This is a genomic window from Brevibacterium moorei, assembly GCF_024580735.1.
Taxonomy (GTDB): Bacteria; Actinomycetota; Actinomycetes; order Actinomycetales; family Brevibacteriaceae; genus Brevibacterium; species Brevibacterium moorei.
In genome coordinates this window covers 20366-42103 of the sequence record NZ_JANIJX010000019.1, presented here as the reverse complement: position 1 = coordinate 42103, position 21738 = coordinate 20366, and the positions used below count along the sequence as shown (strand labels likewise).

Annotated in this window: 17 protein-coding genes; 7 read left to right on the top strand and 10 right to left on the bottom strand. The window is 67.5% G+C overall.

What is annotated here, in order from left to right; genetic code table 11:
* Positions 1 to 85: 85 nt before the first annotated feature.
* From pdxS to NQ034_RS12215, 3 genes are all read left to right on the top strand, one after another.
* On the top strand, positions 86 to 1048 hold the full coding sequence (gene pdxS, locus NQ034_RS12225; protein ID WP_257049154.1) for a pyridoxal 5'-phosphate synthase lyase subunit PdxS: 963 nt from the start codon (positions 86 to 88) through the stop codon (positions 1046 to 1048).
* Entirely contained in the window at positions 1045 to 1671 is a 627-nt protein-coding gene (pdxT, locus tag NQ034_RS12220; RefSeq protein ID WP_257049153.1) for a pyridoxal 5'-phosphate synthase glutaminase subunit PdxT, read from the top strand. Before pdxS ends, pdxT begins: the two co-directional genes overlap by 4 nt.
* A gap of 133 nt (positions 1672 to 1804) precedes the next feature.
* Positions 1805 to 2194, top strand: coding sequence for a DUF6069 family protein (locus tag NQ034_RS12215; protein ID WP_257049152.1), 390 nt, complete (start codon positions 1805 to 1807; stop codon positions 2192 to 2194).
* Positions 2195 to 2301: 107 nt separating this feature from the next.
* Here NQ034_RS12215 and gatB read toward each other — a convergent pair whose 3' ends face one another.
* From gatB to NQ034_RS12195, 4 genes are read right to left on the bottom strand one after another with little or no spacing between them, the layout of a single operon-like run.
* Complete coding sequence (gatB, locus tag NQ034_RS12210; protein WP_257049151.1) at positions 2302 to 3783, bottom strand: Asp-tRNA(Asn)/Glu-tRNA(Gln) amidotransferase subunit GatB; 1482 nt, start codon at positions 3781 to 3783, stop codon at positions 2302 to 2304.
* A gap of 32 nt (positions 3784 to 3815) precedes the next feature.
* Positions 3816 to 5333 (bottom strand): Asp-tRNA(Asn)/Glu-tRNA(Gln) amidotransferase subunit GatA, encoded by a 1518-nt coding sequence (gene gatA, locus NQ034_RS12205; RefSeq protein ID WP_257049149.1) that lies wholly within the window; start codon positions 5331 to 5333, stop codon positions 3816 to 3818.
* Positions 5334 to 5335: 2 nt separating this feature from the next.
* Positions 5336 to 5644: an Asp-tRNA(Asn)/Glu-tRNA(Gln) amidotransferase subunit GatC gene (gatC, locus tag NQ034_RS12200; RefSeq protein WP_257049147.1), complete on the bottom strand. Its 309-nt coding sequence runs from the start codon at positions 5642 to 5644 to the stop codon at positions 5336 to 5338.
* 37 nt (positions 5645 to 5681) lie between these two features.
* Entirely contained in the window at positions 5682 to 6770 is a 1089-nt protein-coding gene (locus tag NQ034_RS12195; protein ID WP_257049146.1) for an LLM class flavin-dependent oxidoreductase, read from the bottom strand.
* 241 nt (positions 6771 to 7011) lie between these two features.
* Between NQ034_RS12195 and NQ034_RS12190 the strand changes: the two genes are divergently transcribed.
* Positions 7012 to 7389 (top strand): DUF485 domain-containing protein, encoded by a 378-nt coding sequence (locus tag NQ034_RS12190; protein ID WP_257049145.1) that lies wholly within the window; start codon positions 7012 to 7014, stop codon positions 7387 to 7389.
* A gap of 1 nt (position 7390) precedes the next feature.
* Complete coding sequence (locus tag NQ034_RS12185; protein ID WP_257049144.1) at positions 7391 to 9025, top strand: monocarboxylic acid transporter; 1635 nt, start codon at positions 7391 to 7393, stop codon at positions 9023 to 9025.
* 229 nt (positions 9026 to 9254) lie between these two features.
* Here the strand turns inward: NQ034_RS12185 and NQ034_RS12180 are convergent, their stop codons facing one another.
* The 4 genes from NQ034_RS12180 to NQ034_RS12165 all read right to left on the bottom strand — a co-directional run bounded on the left by NQ034_RS12180 (position 9255) and on the right by NQ034_RS12165 (position 17184).
* A complete protein-coding gene (locus NQ034_RS12180) occupies positions 9255 to 11042 on the bottom strand; it encodes an HNH endonuclease signature motif containing protein (RefSeq protein ID WP_257049142.1) in 1788 nt (595 codons plus the stop codon).
* Positions 11043 to 11499: 457 nt separating this feature from the next.
* Positions 11500 to 13809, bottom strand: a complete 2310-nt coding sequence (gene ligA / locus NQ034_RS12175) for an NAD-dependent DNA ligase LigA (RefSeq protein ID WP_373567209.1) — start codon at positions 13807 to 13809, stop codon at positions 11500 to 11502.
* Positions 13802 to 15046: a hypothetical protein gene (locus tag NQ034_RS12170; RefSeq protein WP_257049141.1), complete on the bottom strand. Its 1245-nt coding sequence runs from the start codon at positions 15044 to 15046 to the stop codon at positions 13802 to 13804. Before NQ034_RS12170 ends, ligA begins: the two co-directional genes overlap by 8 nt.
* The gene (locus tag NQ034_RS12165; protein ID WP_257049140.1) at positions 15046 to 17184 is read right to left on the bottom strand and encodes a prolyl oligopeptidase family serine peptidase; all 2139 of its coding nucleotides are present in this window, start codon (positions 17182 to 17184) and stop codon (positions 15046 to 15048) included. The genes NQ034_RS12170 and NQ034_RS12165 overlap by 1 nt, the downstream gene beginning before the upstream one ends.
* 94 nt (positions 17185 to 17278) lie before the next feature.
* Between NQ034_RS12165 and NQ034_RS12160 the strand changes: the two genes are divergently transcribed.
* On the top strand, positions 17279 to 17728 hold the full coding sequence (locus NQ034_RS12160) for an SRPBCC family protein (RefSeq protein ID WP_257049139.1): 450 nt from the start codon (positions 17279 to 17281) through the stop codon (positions 17726 to 17728).
* A gap of 31 nt (positions 17729 to 17759) precedes the next feature.
* On the opposite strand, the gene mnmA is transcribed toward NQ034_RS12160, so the two are convergent.
* The gene (gene mnmA / locus NQ034_RS12155) at positions 17760 to 18929 is read right to left on the bottom strand and encodes a tRNA 2-thiouridine(34) synthase MnmA (protein WP_257049137.1); all 1170 of its coding nucleotides are present in this window, start codon (positions 18927 to 18929) and stop codon (positions 17760 to 17762) included.
* A 101-nt stretch (positions 18930 to 19030) separates the two neighbouring features.
* Positions 19031 to 20278: a cysteine desulfurase family protein gene (locus NQ034_RS12150; RefSeq protein WP_257049136.1), complete on the bottom strand. Its 1248-nt coding sequence runs from the start codon at positions 20276 to 20278 to the stop codon at positions 19031 to 19033.
* Between the two features lie 85 nt (positions 20279 to 20363).
* Between NQ034_RS12150 and NQ034_RS12145 the strand changes: the two genes are divergently transcribed.
* Entirely contained in the window at positions 20364 to 21710 is a 1347-nt protein-coding gene (locus tag NQ034_RS12145) for an MFS transporter (RefSeq protein WP_257049135.1), read from the top strand.
* Positions 21711 to 21738 lie beyond the last annotated feature (28 nt).

Here is a 21738-nt window from a genome sequence, read left to right as displayed (position 1 = left end):
ATCCACCCGAATCACTAAGTGGTCCAATTCAACTCGCATTTTCTGGATCTGGTGTCAGACCACTTGTCGGGTTCAGGATGATCACATGACCCTTTTGAACGAAGCACCGCAGAACACCAGACCGACCACATCGCGGACCACCACCGATCCCGCAACCCCCACGCTGGGCAGCCCGCTGGTCAAGCGGGGCCTGGCAGACATGCTCAAGGGCGGCGTCATCATGGACGTCGTCACCGCCGAACAGGCCCGCATCGCCGAGGATTCCGGCGCGGTGGCCGTGATGGCACTCGAACGCGTGCCCGCCGACATCCGCGCCCAGGGCGGCGTGGCCCGGATGAGCGACCCCGACCTCATCGACTCCATCATCGAGGCCGTTTCCATCCCGGTCATGGCCAAGGCCCGCATCGGCCACCAGGTCGAGGCCCAGGTCCTTCAGCACCTGGGGGTGGACTACATCGACGAGTCCGAGGTCCTGTCCCCGGCCGACTACGTCAACCACATCGACAAGCAGCGCTTCACCGTGCCCTTCGTGTGCGGGGCGACGAACCTGGGCGAGGCCCTGCGCCGCATCGCCGAGGGCGCGGCCATGATCCGGTCCAAGGGCGAGGCCGGGACCGGCGACGTGTCCGAGGCGACCAAGCACATCCGCACCATCCGGGGGCAGATCGGGCAGCTGTCCGCCCTGTACAAGAACAATCCCGAGGAGCTCTACGTCGCTGCCAAGGAGCTCCAGGCGCCCTATGAGATCGTCCGCGAGGTCGCTGCCCGCGGGGAACTGCCGGTCGTGCTGTTCACCGCCGGCGGCGTGGCGACTCCAGCCGATGCCGCGCTCATGATGCAGCTGGGCGCCGACGGCGTGTTCGTCGGTTCGGGCATTTTCAAGTCGGGCAATCCCGCAGCCCGCGCCGCCGCGATCGTCAAGGCGACTGCGCAGTACGACGACCCGGCCGCCATCGCGGAGGCCTCGCGGGGCCTGGGCGAGGCCATGGTCGGCATCAACGTCGCCGACCTGCCCGCACCGCACCGCCTGGCCGAACGCGGCTGGTGAGCGTCAAGGTGCCTGGCCCCGTCGGGGTCCTGGCCCTGCAGGGCGGGGTGCGCGAGCACGCCGAGCTGCTCGCCGGGTTGGGAGCCGAGGTCCGGTTGGTGCGCAGGGCCGGCGGGCTGGAAGGATTGTCTGCCCTGGTGCTGCCGGGTGGCGAGTCCTCGACCATCGACCGGCTGACCCGGATCCTGGGTCTGCGCGAACGACTGATCGAGGTGATCGCCGGCGGGCTGCCCACCCTGGGCACCTGCGCGGGGCTCATCATGTTGGCCAGGCGCATCGCGGATCCCGCGCCCGGGCAGCAGAGCCTGGGTGTGCTGGACGTGACGGTGCGGCGCAATGCCTTCGGTCGGCAGATCGATTCGGCCGAGGTCGCACTGGACACCGAGTTCGGCCCCGTGCGCACCGCCTTCATCCGCGCCCCGCAGGTCGTACAGGTGGGGCCTGGGGTCGATATCATCGCGCGGCGGCCGGCCATAGCCGCCCCGGACGGCGTGAACGAGGCGGACCATGATGCACCGGGTGCCATCGTCGGCGTGCGGCAGGGCAACATCCTGGGCATCAGCTTCCACCCCGAGCTCACCGGCGACCCCACGATCCACCGCGAACTCCTCCGGCTGACCTGACCTCTCCCGCCGAGTCGTCACAGATGTGCGCGGTACCAGCGCACCACCGCACATGTGTGACGCCTCGACGGTAAGAACCCTTGACCTCCTCGCACAGCGGGAGGAACCTATGGGGTAATCGGAGGAGGTCGTCATGACACGCACCATCACCGCCGGCATCGCCGCAGGACTTGCGGCTGCCATCATCAATTCGATCATCTACGCCATCGCGCACGCCGCCGGCGCCGCGATGACAGCCGGCTTCGGCGGTCCCATCATCACCGTTGCAGGGTTCATGCCCGCGCTGGCGTCATTCGTCCCACTGCTCATCGCAGCGGTCATCGTCTGGCTCATCGAGCGCAAAGCACCGAAGGTCCACACGCCGTTGGCCTGGATCGGCCTGGTTGTGGGAGTGCTCAGCACCGTGGCCCCGCTGACCGCGGCGACCGACGCAGGCACCATGTGGGGATTGGCCGCAATGCACTGCATCGTCGGCATCTGCTGGTGCGCGGCCCAGCTCTGGGCCAGACCCCAGCAAACCTAGCATCCGCCGGACCTAGCATCCGCCGGACCGTCACAAAAGTCCGCCCAACCCGGGGGTTGAACGGACTTTTGTGACGACTCGGCGAAGAGCCTTAGAGCCTTAGAGCCTTAGAGCCCCAGCTTGGCCAGAATCATCTTCCGCGCGGCACCTGCATCGGCTTGGCCGCGGGTGGCCTTCATGATCGGGCCGATCAGCGCGCCGATGGCCTGCTGCTTGCCGCCCTTGATCTTCTCGACCACATCCGGGTTGTCCGCGATCGCGGCATCCACGGCGGCCTCCAGCGCGCCGTCGTCCTGCACGATCTCCAGGCCCTTGGCGGCCATCACCGCGGCGGGGTCGCCCTCGCCAGCGATGACCCCTTCGAGCACCTTGCGGGCAAGCTTATCGTTGAGCTTCCCATCGGCCACCAGGCCGGCCAGTTCGGCGACCTGCGCCGGGGTGACCAGTTCGGCGGCGGAACGCTCCAGCTGCTTGGCCTGTCGGGCGATCTCACCGGTCCACCATTTACGCGCGGCGGCGGGCTTGGCGCCGGCGGCGACGGTGTCCTCGATCGGGTCCAACAGATCCGCGTTGACGATATCGCGCATCTCCAGTTCGCTGAAGCCCCACTCGCCGCGCAGCCTGCGCCGCTTGGCCGCGGGCAGTTCCGGCAGGTTCTCCCGCAGGGACTCGACCCAGGCGCGGTCCGGCACGACCGGCACCAGGTCCGGCTCCGGGAAGTAGCGGTAGTCGTCGGCATCCGACTTCGGCCGGCCCGAGCGGGTGTCGCCCGTGGCCTCGTTGAAGTGACGGGTCTCCTGCGTGATCGTGCCGCCTGCGTCCAAGATCTCCGCCTGGCGGATGATCTCGGTGCGCACCGCGCGCTCGATCGAGCGGAAGGAGTTGACGTTCTTCGTCTCCGTGCGCGTGCCCAGCGGCGATTCCGGGGTCTTGCGCAGCGACACGTTGATGTCGGCGCGCACATTGCCCTGCTCCATCCGGGCCTCGGACACGCCCAGGGCGCGGAAGATGTCCCGCAGAGTCTTGACATAGGCCGAGGCGACCTCGGGAGCGCGTTCCCCCGCACCCTCGATCGGGTGGGTCACGATCTCCACCAGCGGCACGCCCGCCCGGTTGAAGTCGACCAGGGAGTGGTCGGCGCCGTGGATCCGGCCGTCGGCGCCACCCACGTGGGTGTTCTTACCGGCGTCCTCCTCCATGTGCGCGCGCTCCACGGGGACCTCGAACAGGGTTCCATCCTCCAGCTCGACCTCGACCCGGCCCTCATAGGCGATCGGCTCGTCGTACTGGCTGGTCTGGAAGTTCTTCGCCAGATCCGGGTAGAAATACTGCTTGCGGGCGAAGCGGCAGGATTCCGCGATCGAGCAGCCCAGTGCCAGGCCGATCTTGACCGCGTATTCCACGCCCTTCTTGTTCACCACGGGCAGCGCGCCGGGCAGGCCCAGCGACACCGGGGTGGTGTTTGAGTTCGGACCCCCGCCAAAGGTGTTGGGCGCGCCGTCGAACATCTTCGTGGTCGTGCCCAGCTCGACATGGACCTCGATGCCCAGGACCGGATCGTACTTTTCGATGGCCTCTTGGTACTTCACTTATTCGTCCTTCGTTCCTCTAGTCCGCAGCCTCAGGCCACGGTCAGTTCGGGGATGCCGGCCAATACGGTGGACCCGCGCTTGTCGTCCAGCGCGGCTTCCAGCCCTGCGCCGATCCCATAGAGGCGGATGTCCTCACGGGCCGGGGCCAGCAGCTGGAAGCCCACGGGCAGACCGTCGCTCACACCAGCGGGCAGGCTCATGCCGGGGATGCCGGCCAGGTTCGCCGGGATCGTCGCGACATCGCCCAGGTACAGGGCCATCGGGTCGGCCTCGGTTTCCTGGCCGAACTTCAGCGCGGTGGTCGGGGCGGTGGGCGAGACCAGCACATCGGCGACCTCGAAGGCGCGGGCGAAGTCCCGCTGCACCAGCGTGCGGACCTTCTGCGCCGAACCGTAGTAGGCGTCGTAGTAGCCGGCGGACAGCGCATAGGTGCCCAGGATGATGCGGCGCTTGACCTCGGCGCCGAAGCCCGCTGCGCGCGATGCCTTCATCATGGTCTCCGCTGTGACGGGGCCGTCGGCGGGCAGTTCGCGCAGCCCGAAGCGCACGCCGTCATAGCGCGAGAGGTTCGAGGACGCCTCACTGGGCATGATCAGGTAGTAGGCGTCGAGCGCGTACGACAGGCTGGGCAGGTCGACCTCGACGATCTCGGCGCCGGCGGCCTCTGCGGTGGCCAGGGCCTCCTGGAAGGTGGCGAGCACGCCCGCATCCCAGCCCTCGCCCTGCAGCTGCTTGATGACGCCCAGCTTCTTGCCCTTCAGTCCCGCGGTGGCGCCCGTCTGGGCGGCGGACAGGAAGTCCGGCACCGCATCCGGCAGGCTGGTCGAGTCGAAGGGGTCGTGCCCGGCCAGGATCTGGTGCAGGGCGGCGGCATCGGCCACGGTGCGCGCCAGCGGGCCCACCTGGTCCAGGCTCGAGGCCATGGCGATCACGCCATAGCGCGAAACCGAACCGTAGGTGGGCTTGACGCCCACCGTTCCGGTGAAGGCTGCGGGCTGGCGGACGGAGCCGCCGGTGTCCGTGCCGACGGAGAACGGCGCTTCGAAGGCGGCGACCGAGGCCGCAGCGCCACCGGAGGAACCGCCGGGCACGTGCCCCGGATTCCACGGGTTGGTGGTGTTGCCGAAGGCCGAGTGCTCCGTGGTCGAGCCCATCGCGAATTCGTCGAGGTTCGTCTTGCCCAGCAGCGGCAGTCCCGCCTCCTGGGTCTTCTTGAACACGGTGGCGTCGTACGGCGGCACCCAGTTCTCAAGCATCTTCGATCCGGCGGTGGTCTTGATGCCCGTGGTGGACACCAGGTCCTTATGCGTCACGGGGACACCGGCGAAGGGATGGAGTTCGGCACCGGCGGCGCGCTGCTGATCGACCCGCGCAGCGGTCTCCAGAGCGGATTCGGCGGTGACGGTGATGAAGGAGTGCACGGTGGGTTCGACCGCCGCGATCCTATCCAGGTGCGCCTGGGTCAGTTCGGTCGAGGAGTATTCCCCCGCGGCCAGCCCGGCGGCCAGTTCGACCGCGGTCCTCTTAGTCAGTTCGGTATTGGACATGCTCACTCCTCCCCCAGGATCTGCGGCACGAGGAACTTGTCGTCGGCCTGCTTCGGTGCGTTCGACAGGGCCTGTTCGCTGCTGAGCACGGCGTCGGACACGACGTCCTCGCGCATCACGTTGACCAGGGGAATCGGGTGGCTGGTCGCCGGAACGTCGTCGGTGGCCACCTCGGATACGCGGGCCACATTGGCGAGGATCGTGTTGAGGTCGCCGGCCAGGCCATCCAGTTCCGTGTCACTCATGGCGATCCGGGCGAGGTCGGCCAAGTGGGCGACCTCCTCGGTTGTGATTGGGGTTTGCGACGGCATCCGCCACCCTTTCTACATCGGTCGATACTCCAATCGTCTATTCTAGTCGCCCGGCCGCCGGCTCAGCAGGGGTACCGGGGCGCCACCCCAGCTGGGGTGCCAGCGTGCCGGCGATATCGTCGAGGATCTGCAGATAGTCGGCGGCCTCGAAGTCGAAGGGCAGGGCGAAGGCAACCTCGTCCACGGCGCGGAAGGCCGCCATCGACGCCAGGGTTTCGGCGATCTGCGCCGAGGACCCCACCAGGTCGGCTGCGAACATCGTCTTCTTGGGCCCGAACTGTTTGCCGTCGCGCACGCTGCGCTCCGCCCGCCAGGCGGTGTAGCGGCGGATCTGCTCCGGTGTCGCATGGTCGGTGGGCACCACGCACAGGCCCTGGGAGACCCGCGGAGTCTGTGCCGGGGCCCCGAAGCGCGGATCGGGGACGAACGCCTTGCGGTACAGGTCGATCTGCGCGCGCTGGTTGGTGTCGAAGTCATCGGCGACCTCGGCCGAGATCACGCTGCTGGTCAGCAGGTTCATCCCGTGGGCCGCCGCCCATTCGGTCGAGGCCCTCGACCCGGCTCCGTACCAGACGCGTCCGGCCAGGCCGGGCGCGTGCGGCTGCACGGTCCGCGAATACGTCTCCACCACTCCCTGTTTGCCGCCGAGGTCGCTGACCTCTTCACCGGCCAGGGCATCGAGTAGGCGCTCAACGCGCTTCTTGGAGAAGTCCTCCTGATCCTGGGTATCCGGGTAGAGCGCATCCTTCCAGTGCTCCCACTGCATGGGAGTGCCCACGGACACGCCGGGGTTGAGCCGGCCGGCCGAGAGCACATCGACGGTGGCCAGGTCCTCGGCCAGGCGCAGCGGGTTCTCCGGACCCAGCGGGATCACCGCGATGCCCAGTTCGATCCGGCTGGTGCGCTGGGTGGCAGCGGCCAGCAGGGCCACGGGCGAGGATATCCCGAACTGCAGGTGTCGTTGGCGGACCCAGGCGGAGTCGAACCCCAGCTCTTCGCCGTGGGCGATGATCCGCAGGGTGTCCTCGTGGCCGGCGGCCGGATCCGCAGGGTCGAACAGGCCGATGGTCAGGAAGCCCAGGCGGCGCAGGGGCAGGTTCTCGTCAGTAGTAGAAGCTTCAACCATATTCCAACACTACTCTCCCTTTGGGCGCAGCGCCGGCGTTTCGACGCACCTCGTCATCATGCAACGGCAACGCAACGCCCGCGCTTGGCAATGTGCTTTGACGCACATATGCTGTTCGTCAACACCGCAAGGAAGCAGTGTCGATCCCCCTGAAGTACAGTGCCACGGTTCCCGCACCCCATGGACCCTGAGGCCCTGTCACCACAGTGGGGATCCCCGCAAAGAAGCAGGAAAACACACTATGACTGACGAAACATCACAGGCTTCGCCGGCCCCACAGACCGGTCCTGGATCAGGGCAGATCGATTTCATCGCCGTCGACAGATCACCGGAGTTCGGTCGGCTCCGCCGCACCTATCGTTCCATCGCCTTCCCCCTGACCGCCCTCTTCATGGTCTGGTACCTGGTCTACGTACTGCTGGGCGCCTACGCCCACGACTTCATGGCCAAGCCCGTCTTCGGCCTGACCAATATGGGCATCGTCCTGGGCCTGGGGCAGTTCGTCACGACGTTCGTCATCACGATCGTCTACGTGCAGCTGTCCAAGCGCCGCATCGAGCCGCAGGCGCACGCCCTGCGCAATGAGCTCGAAGCCCGGGTCCCGACCGAAGGAAACTGAAATGACTTCCCCGATTCCCGACAACGTCACACTTCTGGCGGCCGAGACGGCCAAGAACAACCCCGTTCTCAACATCTCCATCTTCCTTATCTTCGTCATCGTCACGCTGACCATCGTGCTGCGGGCCGGCAGGCAGAAGAAGGACGCAAATGACTTCTTCGCCGGCGGCCGCTCCTTCAAGGGCTGGCAGAACGGCTTCGCGATCTCCGGGGACTACCTGTCCGCAGCCTCGTTCCTGGGCATTGTGGGCGCGATCGCGATCAACGGCTACGACGGTTTCCTCTACTCGATCGGCTTCCTGGTCGCCTGGCTCGTCGCCCTGCTGCTGGTCGCCGAGCTGACCCGCAACTCGGGCAAGTTCACGATGGCCGATGTGCTGTCCTTCCGGCTCAAGCAGAAGCCGGTCCGTGTGGCAGCGGCCATCACCACCCTGGCAGTGTGCTTCTTCTACCTGCTGGCCCAGATGGCAGGCGCCGGTGGCCTGGTCTCCCTGCTGCTGGGCATCGACTCCAAAGTCGGCCAGTCGGTGGTCGTCGCCGTCGTCGGCGTGCTGATGATCGTCTACGTTCTGATCGGCGGTATGAAGGGCACGACCTGGGTGCAGATCATCAAGGCGTTCCTGCTGATCGGCGGTGCTCTGGCGATGACCCTGTGGGTGCTGGCCTCCCACGGCATGAACTTCAACAACGTGTTGGAGGCCGCGGTCAACCACCCCGAAAACAAGATCGGCGAGGCGCTGCTGGCGCCGGGGGCACAGTACGGCAAGCTGCCCATTGACTTCGTGTCTCTGGCCCTGGCTCTGGTGCTGGGCACCGCGGGCCTGCCCCACGTGCTGATGCGCTTCTACACGGTCCCCACCGCGAAGGAAGCACAGAAGTCCGTGGTCTGGGCGATCTTCCTCATCGGCGGGTTCTACCTGTTCACCCTGGTACTGGGCTACGGCGCGGCCGCCATGGTCGGCGCGGATACGATCGCCAAGGCCCCCGGCGGGGTCAACTCCGCAGCACCGCTGCTGGCCAACGCGCTGGGCGGACCGCTGCTGCTGGGCTTCATCTCCGCGGTCGCCTTCGCCACGATCCTGGCGGTCGTCGCGGGCCTGACCATTACGGCTGCGGCTTCCTTCGCCCATGACATCTACGTCTCCGTAATCAAGCACGGCCAGGTGACCGACCCCAAGACCGAGGTCAAGGTTGCCAACCGCACCGTGGTCGTCATCGGCATCGTCGCTATCGTCGGCGGGATCGGCGTGCAGGGTCAGAACATCGCGTTCCTGGTTGCCCTGGCCTTCGCCGTGGCCGCCAGCGCGAATCTGCCGACTATCCTGTTCAGCCTGTTCTGGCGGCGTTTCACCACCCGCGGCGCGGTGTGGTCGATGATCGGCGGACTGGCCACGGCCCTGATTCTCATCTTCTTCTCCCCCGTGTTCTCCGGGGCCGAGACCTCGATGTTCGGTCCGGACGTGAACTTCGCCTGGTTCCCGCTGAGCAATCCGGGCATCGTGTCCATCCCCGTGGGCTTCCTGCTGGCGATCATCGGTTCGCTGACCGATAAGCGCGGTGAGGATCCGCAGAAGGCATCCGAGATGGAGGTCAGGTCCCTCACCGGCTACGGCGCGGAGAAGGCCACCGAGCACTGAGTTCTAAACCCTGAGTTCTGAGCCCCGAGCTCTGTTCTTTGAACACTGGGCATTGAGCGCTGAGCCTTGATTTCTAAGCCCACCGGATAAGTGATCGCCGGGCAGCTGACACCACAGCCGCCCGGCGAGCACTCATTCACGGGGTACTTCTTCACGGGGTACTTTTTCGCCGGGGCTTCCGGTTTGAGGGTGCAGAAAGGACACCGACTAGGACGGCTCCTACCGTGGTTTAGAACGGTGGGACGTCCGTATCGTCAGGGTCGGTGCCTGCATCCGTTGCATAGGACCCCTGAGTGCCCCACGGCATGCCGCCAGAACCCGCAGGGTCTTTGCTCGTAGTACTGGATAGTCCTGAGGAGTTCGGCGGGTCTGGTGGATCGGGTGGGTCCGATTCTGCGTTCCAGTCAGGTGGGGAGAAATCCTCCGGCACCCACACCGGCGGCAAACCCGCCTCATTCCTCGCAGCACTGATATCGGTCAGGGCGGCAGTGAACCGGGAATGGAATAGGGGTCGCTGTTCGATATCGACATGCCGGGGTGGAATCCACGCCGGCAAACCACCAATCAACTCGGCCCTCCACCCATGCTGGTCATGCCACGTGTGATGGAACCGGCACGCCAAGGTCAGATTCGATACCGTCGTGGGTCCACCAGTGGACCAGGGGATCATATGGTGGGCATCGCACCACCCCACCGGCATATCACAACCCGGGAACGTGCACCCCCGATCCCTGGCCGCAATCAACTCAACCTGCCGCCGCGTAGCAAACCTGCCCGCACTCCTCACGGTCACCTCCCGCGTCCCGGGCTGGTTGGCCTGGAAATACACGAGCGCACCCGGAGAAAGGGACTCCAGATCCTGTAACCCGATCGGGCCGGCAGTGGATTCCACCTCCGCCTTCCCCCGCGCATACTCTTCAGCAGTCGCCGTGACCACCAGGGCCATGCCCGCACCCTGCGGACCCGAACCCGCAGCCCGGTCAATCAAGGTGGCGAACATGTCATGACGCCTGGCACCATCGGGCCGCTCCCGATACCCAAACGGATGATCCGCCTTCGTGGTGGGCCGGCCATCAACCGTCGCCGCGCTAGCCGGCAGGTCCTGAGGTGGTAGGTCACCGGGCGGCACATCAGCTGTAACGGATTCCGCACCGTCGGGCACACCGGTGCCGACTCGCTGGACCTCCCCGGAGTTCACTTCAGTCGTGTCCTGTCCAGGTTCCTGCCGATTCGTCAAGAGCCCATGCAACTTCCCACCCGTCACCGGATCCAGTAGACCCGTGAGATTCCACGCACCATTCCTCCGCGGAGTCACGGTCACGTGGTACTCATCAACCAACGGCGGAACCTCCGCGAAACGCCCATCAGGATCCAGATAGGCTCGGATCCGAGAACCCAGCACACGAATCTGGTCCACATCAACACTCGGCACCGTGTCCACGAGCATCCGTTCGGCCGTGGCATGGTGAACATGCCGCACCTGGCGGGGGATCTTCTCGACTTCCCGGATCACCGCCTGCGCCTGATCCACCGACACACCCCCGTCCGCCAACGCGTGGGCAACATGGGGGTAGGCCGGTTCCAGACGCGCACCCGTTAGAGACCGGCCGGCACCGATCGCGTGCGCAAACCGCACCCGCCGCCTCGCGGCCGCCCCATCAATCCTCAATAGGCGAGTCACCAGGGCCGGAAGAGTCTTCGCACCATAATCGGCAGTCGGGACCTCATGTTCGGCACGCGCCACAACAACAGCCTCGGTCGAGGCGGTCACGCGGGACAGGTGTTCGATTCCCTTGAGCACCAGGAGCAGGTCGGAAGCGTCAAGACTGGGATCCGTGCCCACACCGGCACCCAGACCAGCGAGTGACTCACTGGCGTGAACGAGTTCCGGAGCGATCTCCTGTAGACGCTCCCAATCGTCGGGGGTCAGTAAGGGGTCTGCCGGCCGGCCGAAGACCCCTGCGTTCTGGTCGTCATCGGGAAAACCAGCGCGTGGGAGGGTGGAATCGATGGTCATGTTCTCTTCCCTCCTCCCGTATCCCGACCGAAACGCCGGCCGAACTGGCTACACGCGTGCGTGCTTGATGAATGTCGGGGAAGACGAGCCGTAAAACCTGACGGGACTTCGCTGTCCGGGGCGGGTTTCCTGACCTACCTCAAGTGTATCGTGTGTCACTCATGAAGGGAAGGGTTTATTCGAAACTAGTTTCCGATGTTTGCCGAGTAACGTCCCTCTGTTTCGGTGGCAGCAGATGCGCTGGGTAGCAGGGTATGCGCGCGCATCTGACACGACAGACAAGGCGCGGGAACTCAACCCGACTAGCATCCAACTCGCGAGTACCACCGAAAGGCGCCGGCACCCCACCCGAGGAACACCCAACCCACGAGCACCACCGGCAAGGAGCGATCCTGGCGCAGGATGATTGAACTACCTCCGTGCCGGTTTTCCTACACTCTCAAACCGGATGGGCTCCTCATTCTCTGGGAACCTCTTCACCGGGGGCTTCCTCGCCGGGAATTTCCTCACCGGATTCGGCCGGTTCCGCGGGACCGTTTTCCGGAACTGGGCCGTTCTGTAGGAGTTCTTTGAACTGGTCTTCATCGAGCACCGGCACGCCCAGGTCCTCGGCCTTCTTCAATTTCGAACCGGCATTGTCACCGGCGACCACATAGTCCGTCTTCTTCGACACCGAACCCGCCGCCTTGCCCCCGGCGGACACAATGGCCTCCTTGATGCCGTCGCGGGTGAACGCGGTCAGCGAACCCGTGGCCACGATCGTCAGCCCGGCCAGAGTCTGTGGGGCATCCGGGACACCGCCTGCGGGCGCATCATCAACCATCCGCACACCGGCGGCCGCCCAGCGCTGCACGATCTCGGCGTGCCAGTCCACGGAGAACCAGTCCACCACAGCCTCGGCGATCACCGGGCCCACCCCGTCGACCTCGGCCAGCTCCTCAGCCGTGGCCTGCCGGATCGCGTCCATCGAACCGAAGTGCGCGGCCAGCAGGCGTGCGGCCACCGGGCCCACGTGCCGAATCGACAGCGCGTTGAGCACCCGCCACAGCGGCTGGGACTTCGCGCCCTCGATCTGCTTGAACATCTCCAGGGTGTTCTTGCGCGGTGCCGCGGCCTTCTTCAGCTGCCCCTTCTTCTCCCCGCGCAGATAGTATTCCGGCTTCGTATAGAAGTAGTGCAGGCGTTCGACCTCGCCGGTGGGCACCCCGTCCTTCTTCACCTCGCGCTCCACCACCACGCCGGCCAGGTCCTCGACCGTCAGATCGAACAGGGCGGCCTCCGACTTCAGGGGCGCATCCGCCGGCGCATAGGGCTGGGTCAGGGCCAGGGAGGCCTCCTCGCCCAGCATTTCGATGTCGAAGGCCGCCCGCGAGGCCAGGTAGGCCACGCGGTTGGCGATCTGGGCGGGGCAGGACCGGGAGTTGGGGCAGCGCAGGTCCTTGTCACCCTCCTTCTGCTCCACCAGCTCAGTGCCGCAATCCGGGCAGTGGGTGGGCATGACGAAAGCGTGTTCGGTGCCGTCGCGGCGCGCCACCACCGGCCCCAAGATCTCCGGGATGATGTCCCCGGCCTTGCGCAGCACCACGGTGTCGCCGATCAGGACGCCCTTGCGCTTGACCTCGTGCGCATTGTGCAAGGTGGCGCGCTCCACGGTGGAACCGGCCACGTGCACGGGCTCCATCACCGCGAAGGGCGTGACCCGACCCGTCCGACCCACCTGCACGCGGATGTCGAGCAGCTCGGTCGTGACTTCCTCCGGCGGATACTTGAAAGCGCTGGCCCAACGCGGCGCCCGCGAGGTGTATCCCAGGTCCGCCTGGACTGCCAGTTCGTCGATTTTCACGACGATCCCGTCGATCTCGTGGAGCACATCGTGGCGGTGTTCGCCGTAGTACCGGATGTAGTCGTGGACCTGCGCCGGGGTTTCGCAGACCTTGAAATACGGGCTGGTGGGCAGGCCCCAGTCGCGCAGCACACCGTAGACCTCCGACTGGCGCACCGGTTCGGCGTGGTTGTCGTCATAGGGCGTCCAGGCGGCGATGCCGTGGACCAGCATGTGCAGGGGCCGCTGCGCTGTGACCTTCGGGTCCTTCTGGCGCAGCGATCCCGCTGCGGCATTGCGGGGGTTGGCGAACGGCGGCTTACCCGCCTCGACCAACCAGGCATTGAGGTCGGCGAACTTCTCCACGGGGAAGAAGACCTCGCCGCGGATCTCCACCTGTTTGGGCGGGAATTCTGTGTCCAGGCGCTGCGGAATGTCCGCGATGGTGCGGACGTTGACGGTGATGTCCTCGCCGGTCACCCCGTCGCCGCGGGTGGCCGCGCGCACCAGCACGCCGTCCTCGTAGAGCAGATTGCAGGCCAGGCCGTCGATCTTGAGTTCGGTCAGGTAGTGGGTGCCCGCCGGGATCCGGCCGGCCACCCTGGCGAACCATTCGTCGAGTTCGGACTCGGAGAACACATCGTCCAACGAATACATCCGGGCAATGTGGTCGACCGCGGTGAACGAGGCCGTGTCGACGGTGCCACCGACGGTCTGGGTGGGCGAATCGTTCTTCGCCAGTTCCGGGAAATCCGTCTCCAGGGTTTCCAGAGCCCGGACCAGGCCGTCGTATTCCGCGTCGGAGATCAGCGGAGCGTCCTGGTCGTAATAGGCGCTGCGGTGCTTCTCGATCTCCGAGCGCAGTGCCGCGGCGTAGCGTTCCCGGTCCGCCGGGTCCATGGCCTCCGGATCGCGGAGGGTGAAGTCTGCGGACGGACTACTCATGTTCTTCCCTAACTGCCTGGCCCAGGTGGGCCGCCAATGCGAACTGGGCGGCGCCATAGCCCGGATCATCGGGCACGGCGCGCACGGGACCGAACCGGCCGGCTGCGACCGGTTCGATACCCGTCAATACTCCTACACCCGTCAGATCGTGCGGGTTCATGCCAAGCCTATGCCAGGGCACTGACACGGCTTCGAGCCATGTCCTGACCCGCCCGGCGCGCAACCCCGCCGACGCCGGCAGGCGCACCCACATCTGGGTTCCCGACTCGTGCGCCCCGGCGATCGCCTCCCACGGCCGCAGCACGGCCTCGGCGTCGCCCGCGGGCAGCGGCACCGCGAGCGCGGTCACCCCGGCGTCTGCGGCCAGGGAGGCGTGTGCGATCGCCTTGCCGCGGATCGTCACAGTGGACAGCCCGGGCAGGGTGAGGATCGTGTCCTCGCCGGTGCGTCCGATGAACGAACGCAGGGCCGCGGTGACCTGACTGTCCGGCACTGCGGGCAGGGCCCGGTAGCCCGAAACCGTTGGGACCCGGCCGGTCAGCAGTTCGTCCAGATCGGGTTCGACCAGCCGGACGCGAGGCCGTGTCCCCAGGGCGCGCTCGTACCGGTCGAGCAGGGCACTGGCCCCGAGGGCATAGGCCTGGACGACGTCGCGTCTGGCGCCGGCATCAGCCAGGGCAGGGTTGCCGCCCGGCAGGCCCAGGCGGCGCAGCAGGGCCCAGGGACCGGGCAGGGTGAGCATGGTGCGCCCGTCGAAACCGGTGCCGTATTCCTCGCAGGCCTCCAGGGTGCGCGCCAGCAGCGATTCGACGCGCGCCAGGTCACGGTCGCGCGAGCCCTGCGAGCTCAAGGTCAGGCGCCAGCCGAAGGAGCCGAGGTCGGCGCTGAGCCCATCGCACAGCGCCAGGGCCGTGCCGATCGGGTCGATCATCCATGCGCTGGAACCGGAGTCCGCTCCCCTGCTGCCCGGCCCGCTCCCGGTGGCCCCACCGGTCCCGGCTGCCGCACGTGTCCCGGCGGCCGTACGTGTCCCGGCTGCCGTACCGGTGCCGGTTCCCCCACGCGGGGTTCCCCTGACCTCGCGCGCCACACCCGTCCAGGGCACGGGCGGGTAGCCCATGGCCAGTGCTGCGAAGGCGCCGGAGGCGGCCTGCCGTGGGTCCTCGCCGGGCCACAGGCCGGATGAGGAGGCCAGGATCTCGGGACGGTCCTCGCCCCCTATCAGCTCCTCCCCCATCAGCTGCGGCCCCGGCCGCGCAGGTGCACCGGCGGCACGCCTGGGGCGTCGAGGCCCATGATGCGGCAGTAGAAGCCCAGCTCGCTGCGCAGACTGTCCGCGATGTTCTCCACCCGTGTGAAGCCGTGGGACTCGTTCGGATAGAACTCGGCGACGTAGACCTGGCCCTTGTCCTGCAGTCCGGCGATGAGGCGGTGGGCCTGGCTGGGTGGGACGATCGGGTCCTGTTCGCCCTGGAAGATCGCCACCGGCACGTCCAGGTCCGCCAGGTGGTTCAGCGGCGCCAGTTCCGCCAGGCGCTCCTCCCGGTCGGGTGCCTGCGGATCCACCCCGATCAGCCGCCAGATGTACTGCGATTCGAAGTCGTGGGTCTCCGTGATGAACTTCGACAGTTCCGCCACGCCGTAGTAGTCGCTGCCACAGGCGAACACATCGGTGCGGGTCAGGGCCTGCAGAACAGTCCAGCCGCCGGCCGAACCGCCACTGATCGCCAGCCGGTCCGCATCGGCCGTGCCCTGCCGGGCCAGGCCCTGGAGCACGGTGACGGTGTCGGCGACGTCGGCGAAACCCCAGTGCCCGCGCAGGGCGTCGCGGTAGGCGCGGCCGTAGCCGGTGGATCCGGAGTAGTTGACGTCCACGACGCCGATCCCCCGGCTGGTGAAGTAGGCGTGGTGCAGGCTGACCTGCGGCACCGACTGGCTGGTGGGCCCGCCGTGGACGAAGGCGACGAAGGGAGCGGGTGCGGCGGCGCTGCCCGCTGTGCCCTCCGCTGCGGGTTCCGCATTACCTCCGGCTGCCGCGCCCGCAGCGGGACCGGCTCCCGGCTGCGGGTGCTCAGGGTTGTGGGGCGGGTAGACGATCGCGTGCACCCCGTCGATCTCCACCGCATGTCCCTGCGGCAGATAGGACGCGGGCACCGGCAGTTCGAGGCTAAGGGCGAGCGCCTGGGCGCTTCCGACGGTCACGTCGTAAAGGTAGAGCCCGGTGATCCGGTCGGCGGATCCGCCGATCACCAGGGCCAGGCCGTCGCGGTAGTCCTGCAGGGAGAAGGTCTCCAGATCGCATTCGAGGACGTCGTCGGTTCCGGCCCCGTCGGTCCACACCATCTGCGAGGTCCCGAAGCGCGATTCCGCCAGGATCCGGTTGCCGCCCTGCACCGGCAGGTACCAGCGGGCGCCCAGGTTCCACAGGGGTCCACCGATTTCGCCCTCGGTGACCAGGAGTTCGGACTCCTCGGCCGGTTCGGCGGCGAATCCACCGGAGGCGACCTGGAAGAAGGCGGGGGCGGATAGCGAGTACAGCTGCCAGTGTCCGCTGCGGTCGGCGATGACGGACAGGGTCGTGTTCGACAGCCATTCGGGTTGCAGCACTGATTCGTCCGCCCGGCCGAACACTGCCACCGGTGCGCTGGCCCCCGCGGTGCCGGGATGGGCGACCAGGTAGAGCTTCGTCTGGTCCCATGGCATGTCCGGGTGGTCCCAGCCAATGAAGCTGAGGAAGCCGTGGTCCGGCGAGATGCGGGGGAAGGCGAGGAAGTGGGGGCCGGCGGCCAGTTCGCGCACAGCCTCCGGGGCCGAGGCCCGGCCCTGGTCCGCGGCAGCATCCGGTTCCGCAGAGCCGCCCGGTTCCGCGGCAGTGGTCCCCTCTGCGACCTCGACGATGGCCCGGGTGACGGTGCCCGCCGCATCGTAGGACTCGCGCACGGCCAGCAGACGTCCGGCCGAATAGTCCAGGTCCCCGTAGCGCACAGCCCGGTCCGTCTCCGGGGTCAGCGCGACGGGCGGGGTACCGGGGTCGGTGACGGGGTTGAACCGGTAGAGGCGCTGATCGGCGGCGTTGACGAAGGTGATGGTGTGGTCGGCGGCCACGGCCCAGGCCCCGCCGCCGTATTCGTGCACCCGCGAGTGCGCGGAATAGGGTGCGGGCAGAACGGACACGGCGTCCTCGGCGACGCCGGAGTCATTGGCGAAGATGCCGATCCGGGAGGCCTCGGTGGGGATCCGCTGGGAGTAGTAGACCCGGATGGCCCCGGGCGGTCCTGCGAACCGGGCCCGGCTCACGGGCCTGGCACCGACTGCGACGTGTTCGGCGGTGATCGGCGATGCCCAGGATGCGGTGACTGCGTTCTGCGAATCCATGAGCACAAGATTAGCGGGTCCGCCGAAGACGGGAGTAGCCTCGGTGGGTGCTCTTCGGGACAGGCCCCCAGAGCCCGCACATCAGGAGGTTATATTGACCAGCATTCCACTTGAGATCACCATCGACGGTCCTGTCGAACCAGTTTTCGACCTTGTCACGCAGGCGCGCTTCTGGCCCACCTGGCATGTGCTGACCCGCTCGGTGTGCGGGACCGTCAACCGGCCGTTCCTCAAGGGCGACGAATTCACCGAGTACATCAACGGCCCACACGGCACCGTCGAACTGACCTGGACGGTCAGCGAATACGTCCGGGGCCGGCACGTGACGATCCAGCCGATGGGCTATGAGGCGTCCATCGTCTACTCCTTCGAGGAGGTGCCCGGCGGCACGCGCTTCTCCCGCACCGTGGTCAAGGACGCGAACGGCTCCGATTCGAGCACGGTCACCCCGGAGACCGAACAGGCCTCGATCCGCAATCTCAAGGCATTCGTCGAGGCCGAATTGGCCAAGGAGCGCAAGGGCCTGCGCCAGCACACCGCCTGAGCAACATGAGGGCCCTGAGCAGCACGAAGGCTCAGGCCGGGGTCAGGCGGCTGGCCTTGTCGATCGTCGCCTGGCCCAGCACCCGGGTGCCGGCGTAGACGACCATCGTCTGGCCCGGTGCCACCCCGGACAGGGGCTCGGCCACGTCCACGTGCAGCAGCCTGCCGGCCGGCCGCGGGGTCGGCACATTGTATTCGCTTTGCGGGGCCTCGGCCACGAAATCGCCCAGCCAGACGCGGGCGTCCACCGGTTCGGAGTGCGCGCGGATCTGCACCTGGCAGTCCATCGCGGATTCGGGCCCCGAGCCCATTTCGGCCGGCGCCACGCCGCACCAGGTAGTGCGGATGCCGTCCAGGTGGTCGACCGACAGGCTGGCGCGCCCGCCGACGGTCACGGTGTTCGACTGCGCGTCGATCCCCGTGACGTAGCGCGGTTTGCCGTCGGCGGCCGGGCGCTCCAGGTGCAGGCCCTTGCGCTGGCCGATCGTGTACGTCATCGCACCGTCGTGTTCGCCCAGCACCTCGCCGGACTCGTCCTTGATCAGGCCGGGGCGCATCGGGATCTTATCGCTCAGCCACGCCTTCGTGTCCCCGTCGGGGATGAAGCAGATGTCGTAGCTATCGGGCTTGTTGGCCACGGAGAAGCCGCGTTCGGCGGCCTCGGCGCGGACATCGGCCTTCGACGCCGAGGCCCCGATCGGGAAGTAGCAGTGGCGCAGCTGTTCGGCGGTGAGCACGCCGAGCACATAGGACTGGTCCTTGTTCATGTCCACCCCGCGGTGTAGTTCGGGGTTGCCGGCGGCATCGAACATGACCTCGGCGTAGTGGCCGGTGGTGATCGCGTCGAAGCCCAGGGCGAGTGCCCGGTCCAACAGGGCTGCGAACTTGATCCGCTCATTGCAGCGCATACACGGATTGGGGGTGCGGCCCTGGGAGTATTCGGCGATGAAGTCATCGACGATGTCCTCCTTGAACCGCTCCGAGAAGTCCCAGACGTAGAAGGGGATGCCCAGTTTGCCGGCCACCACGGCCGCATCGCGCGAGTCCTCGATCGTGCAGCAGCCGCGCGAACCCGTGCGCAGGGTCCCGGGCATACGGCTCAGCGCCAAGTGCACGCCCACGACCTCGTGGCCCGCGTCCACGGCGCGCGCCGCCGCCACCGCGGAATCCACTCCGCCGGACATCGCTGCCAGAATCTTCACCGCTGTTCCCTCTTCCCCATTCGTTCGTCTGTTTCCCTCGCCGCGCTCATCGACCCGGCCGTACCGGCCCGACGGCGGCGCGCCCTCGGCACCATGTGCCCTCAGTTCAACGCATCGCGCATCCAGGCGGGCGTGGCCGAGACCATCCCCGCCTTCCCCGCCTGTGCCACCACCTGCGGCAACACCTCGATAAGACGGTCAACGTCGGCGACCGTCGTTTCCATTCCCAGGCTGAAGCGCTGGGTGGAACGGGCCGCATCCTCATCGCGTCCCATCATCATGAGCACATGGCTGGGCCGGTTGACCCCGGCCTGACAGGCCGAGCCGGTCGAGGTGTCGAAGCCGGCGAAGTCCAGCAGGAACAATAGGGAGTCGCCCTCGCAGCCGTCGAACACGAAGTGCACATTGCCCGGCAGGCGCTGGGCCCCGCGCGCACCGGACAGGTGCGCAGTGGGGACTGCGGCCTCGACTCCGGCGATCAAGCGGTCGCGCAGTCCGGACAGGTGCCCGGCGCGTTCGTCCACGTCGGCCAGTGCCAGGCGCGCAGCGGTGGCGAAGGCCACGGCGGCGGGCACGTTGAGCGTGCCGGAGCGAATCTGGCGCTCCTGCCCTCCCCCGTGCAGCACGGGCACCGGTTTGAGGTTCCGGCCCAGGATCAGGGCCCCCACCCCCACCGGCGCGCCGATCTTGTGCCCGGAGATGCTCAGGGCGTCCACACCCAGTTCCGCGAAGTCCACCGGGATCTGTCCGAAGGCCTGGACCGCATCGGTGTGCACGGGAATGCCGTGGGCGTGCGCCAGCTGCGCGATCCGCGCGATCGGCTGGATCGTGCCGACCTCGTTGTTGGCCAGCATCACGCTGACCAGCGCGGTGCGCTCCGGGGCCTCGTCCAGGGCGGCGGCGTAGGCGTCCAAGTCGAGCCGGCCAGCCGCGTCCACGGGCAGCCAGACGACCTCGGCCCCCTGGGTCTCCAGCCACTGGGCGGTTTCGATCACCGCATGGTGTTCGATCGTCGACACCAGCAGCCGGGGCCGGGGCAGTTCGACGGTGAAGGTGCCGGGGCGGCCGGGCACGGGCGTGTGCCGGGCACCGTCATTGCGCGACCACCACAGTCCCTTGAGCGCCTGATTGTCCGCCTCCGTGCCGCCGGAAGTGAAGATGACCTCGCTGGGATCGCAGTGCAGCAGACCCGCCAGGGTGCGGCGGGCGTCCTCCATCGCCAGGCGGGCCGCCTGGCCGTCGGTGTGCAGGGCCGAGGGGTTGCCGATCCGCTCCAGCTCCCTGGTGTAGGCCGCAAGCACCTCCGGCTGGATGGGATGGGTCGCGGCGTGGTCGAAGTATGCACGCATAACCCGTCCAGTTTAGAACCTGGCTTGGTGGACGTATAGCGGACAGCTGCGCGCCGTCGGTCACAGAGGTTCTACAGTGGAGGCCGTGACCACCCCGCAGAATCCCTCCGCCACCGCTTCGACCCACACGGCCCACGATCCCACAGCACCGGTACCCGAATCACCGGCAGCCACTTCCGTGCGCCGCGTCGCGGTGGCCGCCGGGATCGGCACCGCCGTAGAACTCTACGACTTCATCATCTACGGGCTGGCCAGCGCCATCGTCTTGAACAAGGTGTTCTTCACCCTGGACGATCCGCTGCTGGGCACCCTGGTCGCCTTCGCCACCATGGGCGTGGGCTTCTTGGCCCGGCCGCTGGGCGGGATCGTGTTCGGCCACTTCGGCGATCGGCTGGGCCGCAAGCGGATGCTGGTGCTGACCCTGACCGCCACCGGCCTGTGCACCGCGCTGATCGGCTGCATCCCCGCGGCCGCCACCTGGGGTATGGCGGCTCCGATCCTGGTGCTGCTGCTGCGCCTGTGCCAGGGCTTCTTCATGGGCGGTGAGCAGGGCGGGGCCTTCGTCATGATCACCGAACACGCACCGGCCGGCCGCAAGTCCTTCTTCGGCGGCTTCGCCACCGCCGGCTCCCCGCTGGGCTCCATCCTGGGCACCCTGGCCTTCACTCTGGCCACCGCACTCAGCGGCGACGCCTTCCTGACCTGGGGCTGGCGGGTGCCCTTCTGGCTGTCCCTGGTCCTGGTGGCTGTGGGCCTCTACATCCGCCTGGGCATCGACGAATCCCCGGAGTTCAAGCGCGTCAAGGCCACCGGCCACGTCGCCCGGTTGCCCCTGGGCCGGGTGCTGCGCACCGCATCCTTCATGCTGGTGGCCGGGATCCTGGTCAATCTGGGCTTCAACCTCACGATCTTCATCGTCAACTCCTTCTCCATGGCCTACGGCACCGAGGCTCTGCACATGGACCGCCAGGACATCCTGACCGCGGGCCTGATCGGCTCAGTGGCCCACCTGGTCACGGTGGTCGGCTCCGCCTGGCTGGCCGACAAGCTGGGGCTGACCCGGGTGATGGCAACCGGCGCGGTTCTCATGCTGCTGTGGGCCTTCCCGTTCTTCTGGCTGTTCGATCTGCGCACCCCGGTCGCGGCGACCATCGCGATCGCCGGGGGCTATGCGATGGGCGGTGTGCTGTTCGGCCCGATGGCCCACTGGTTCACCACCCTGTTCGCCCCCGAACTGCGCTATTCCGGGGTGGCGGTGTCCTACAACATCGGCGCCGTGCTCGGCGGCGGCCTGTCCCCGACGATCGCCACCTGGCTGCTGAGCTCCTTCGGCGGCCAGTCCTGGCCCATCAGCCTGTACCTGTGCCTGGGTGCGGTGCTTGCGGTCCTCGGTCTGTGGATGGCCCGCGGACATGTGCGCCAAGCGGCGTGACCGGACGGCCTGACCACGCGGCGGAGGG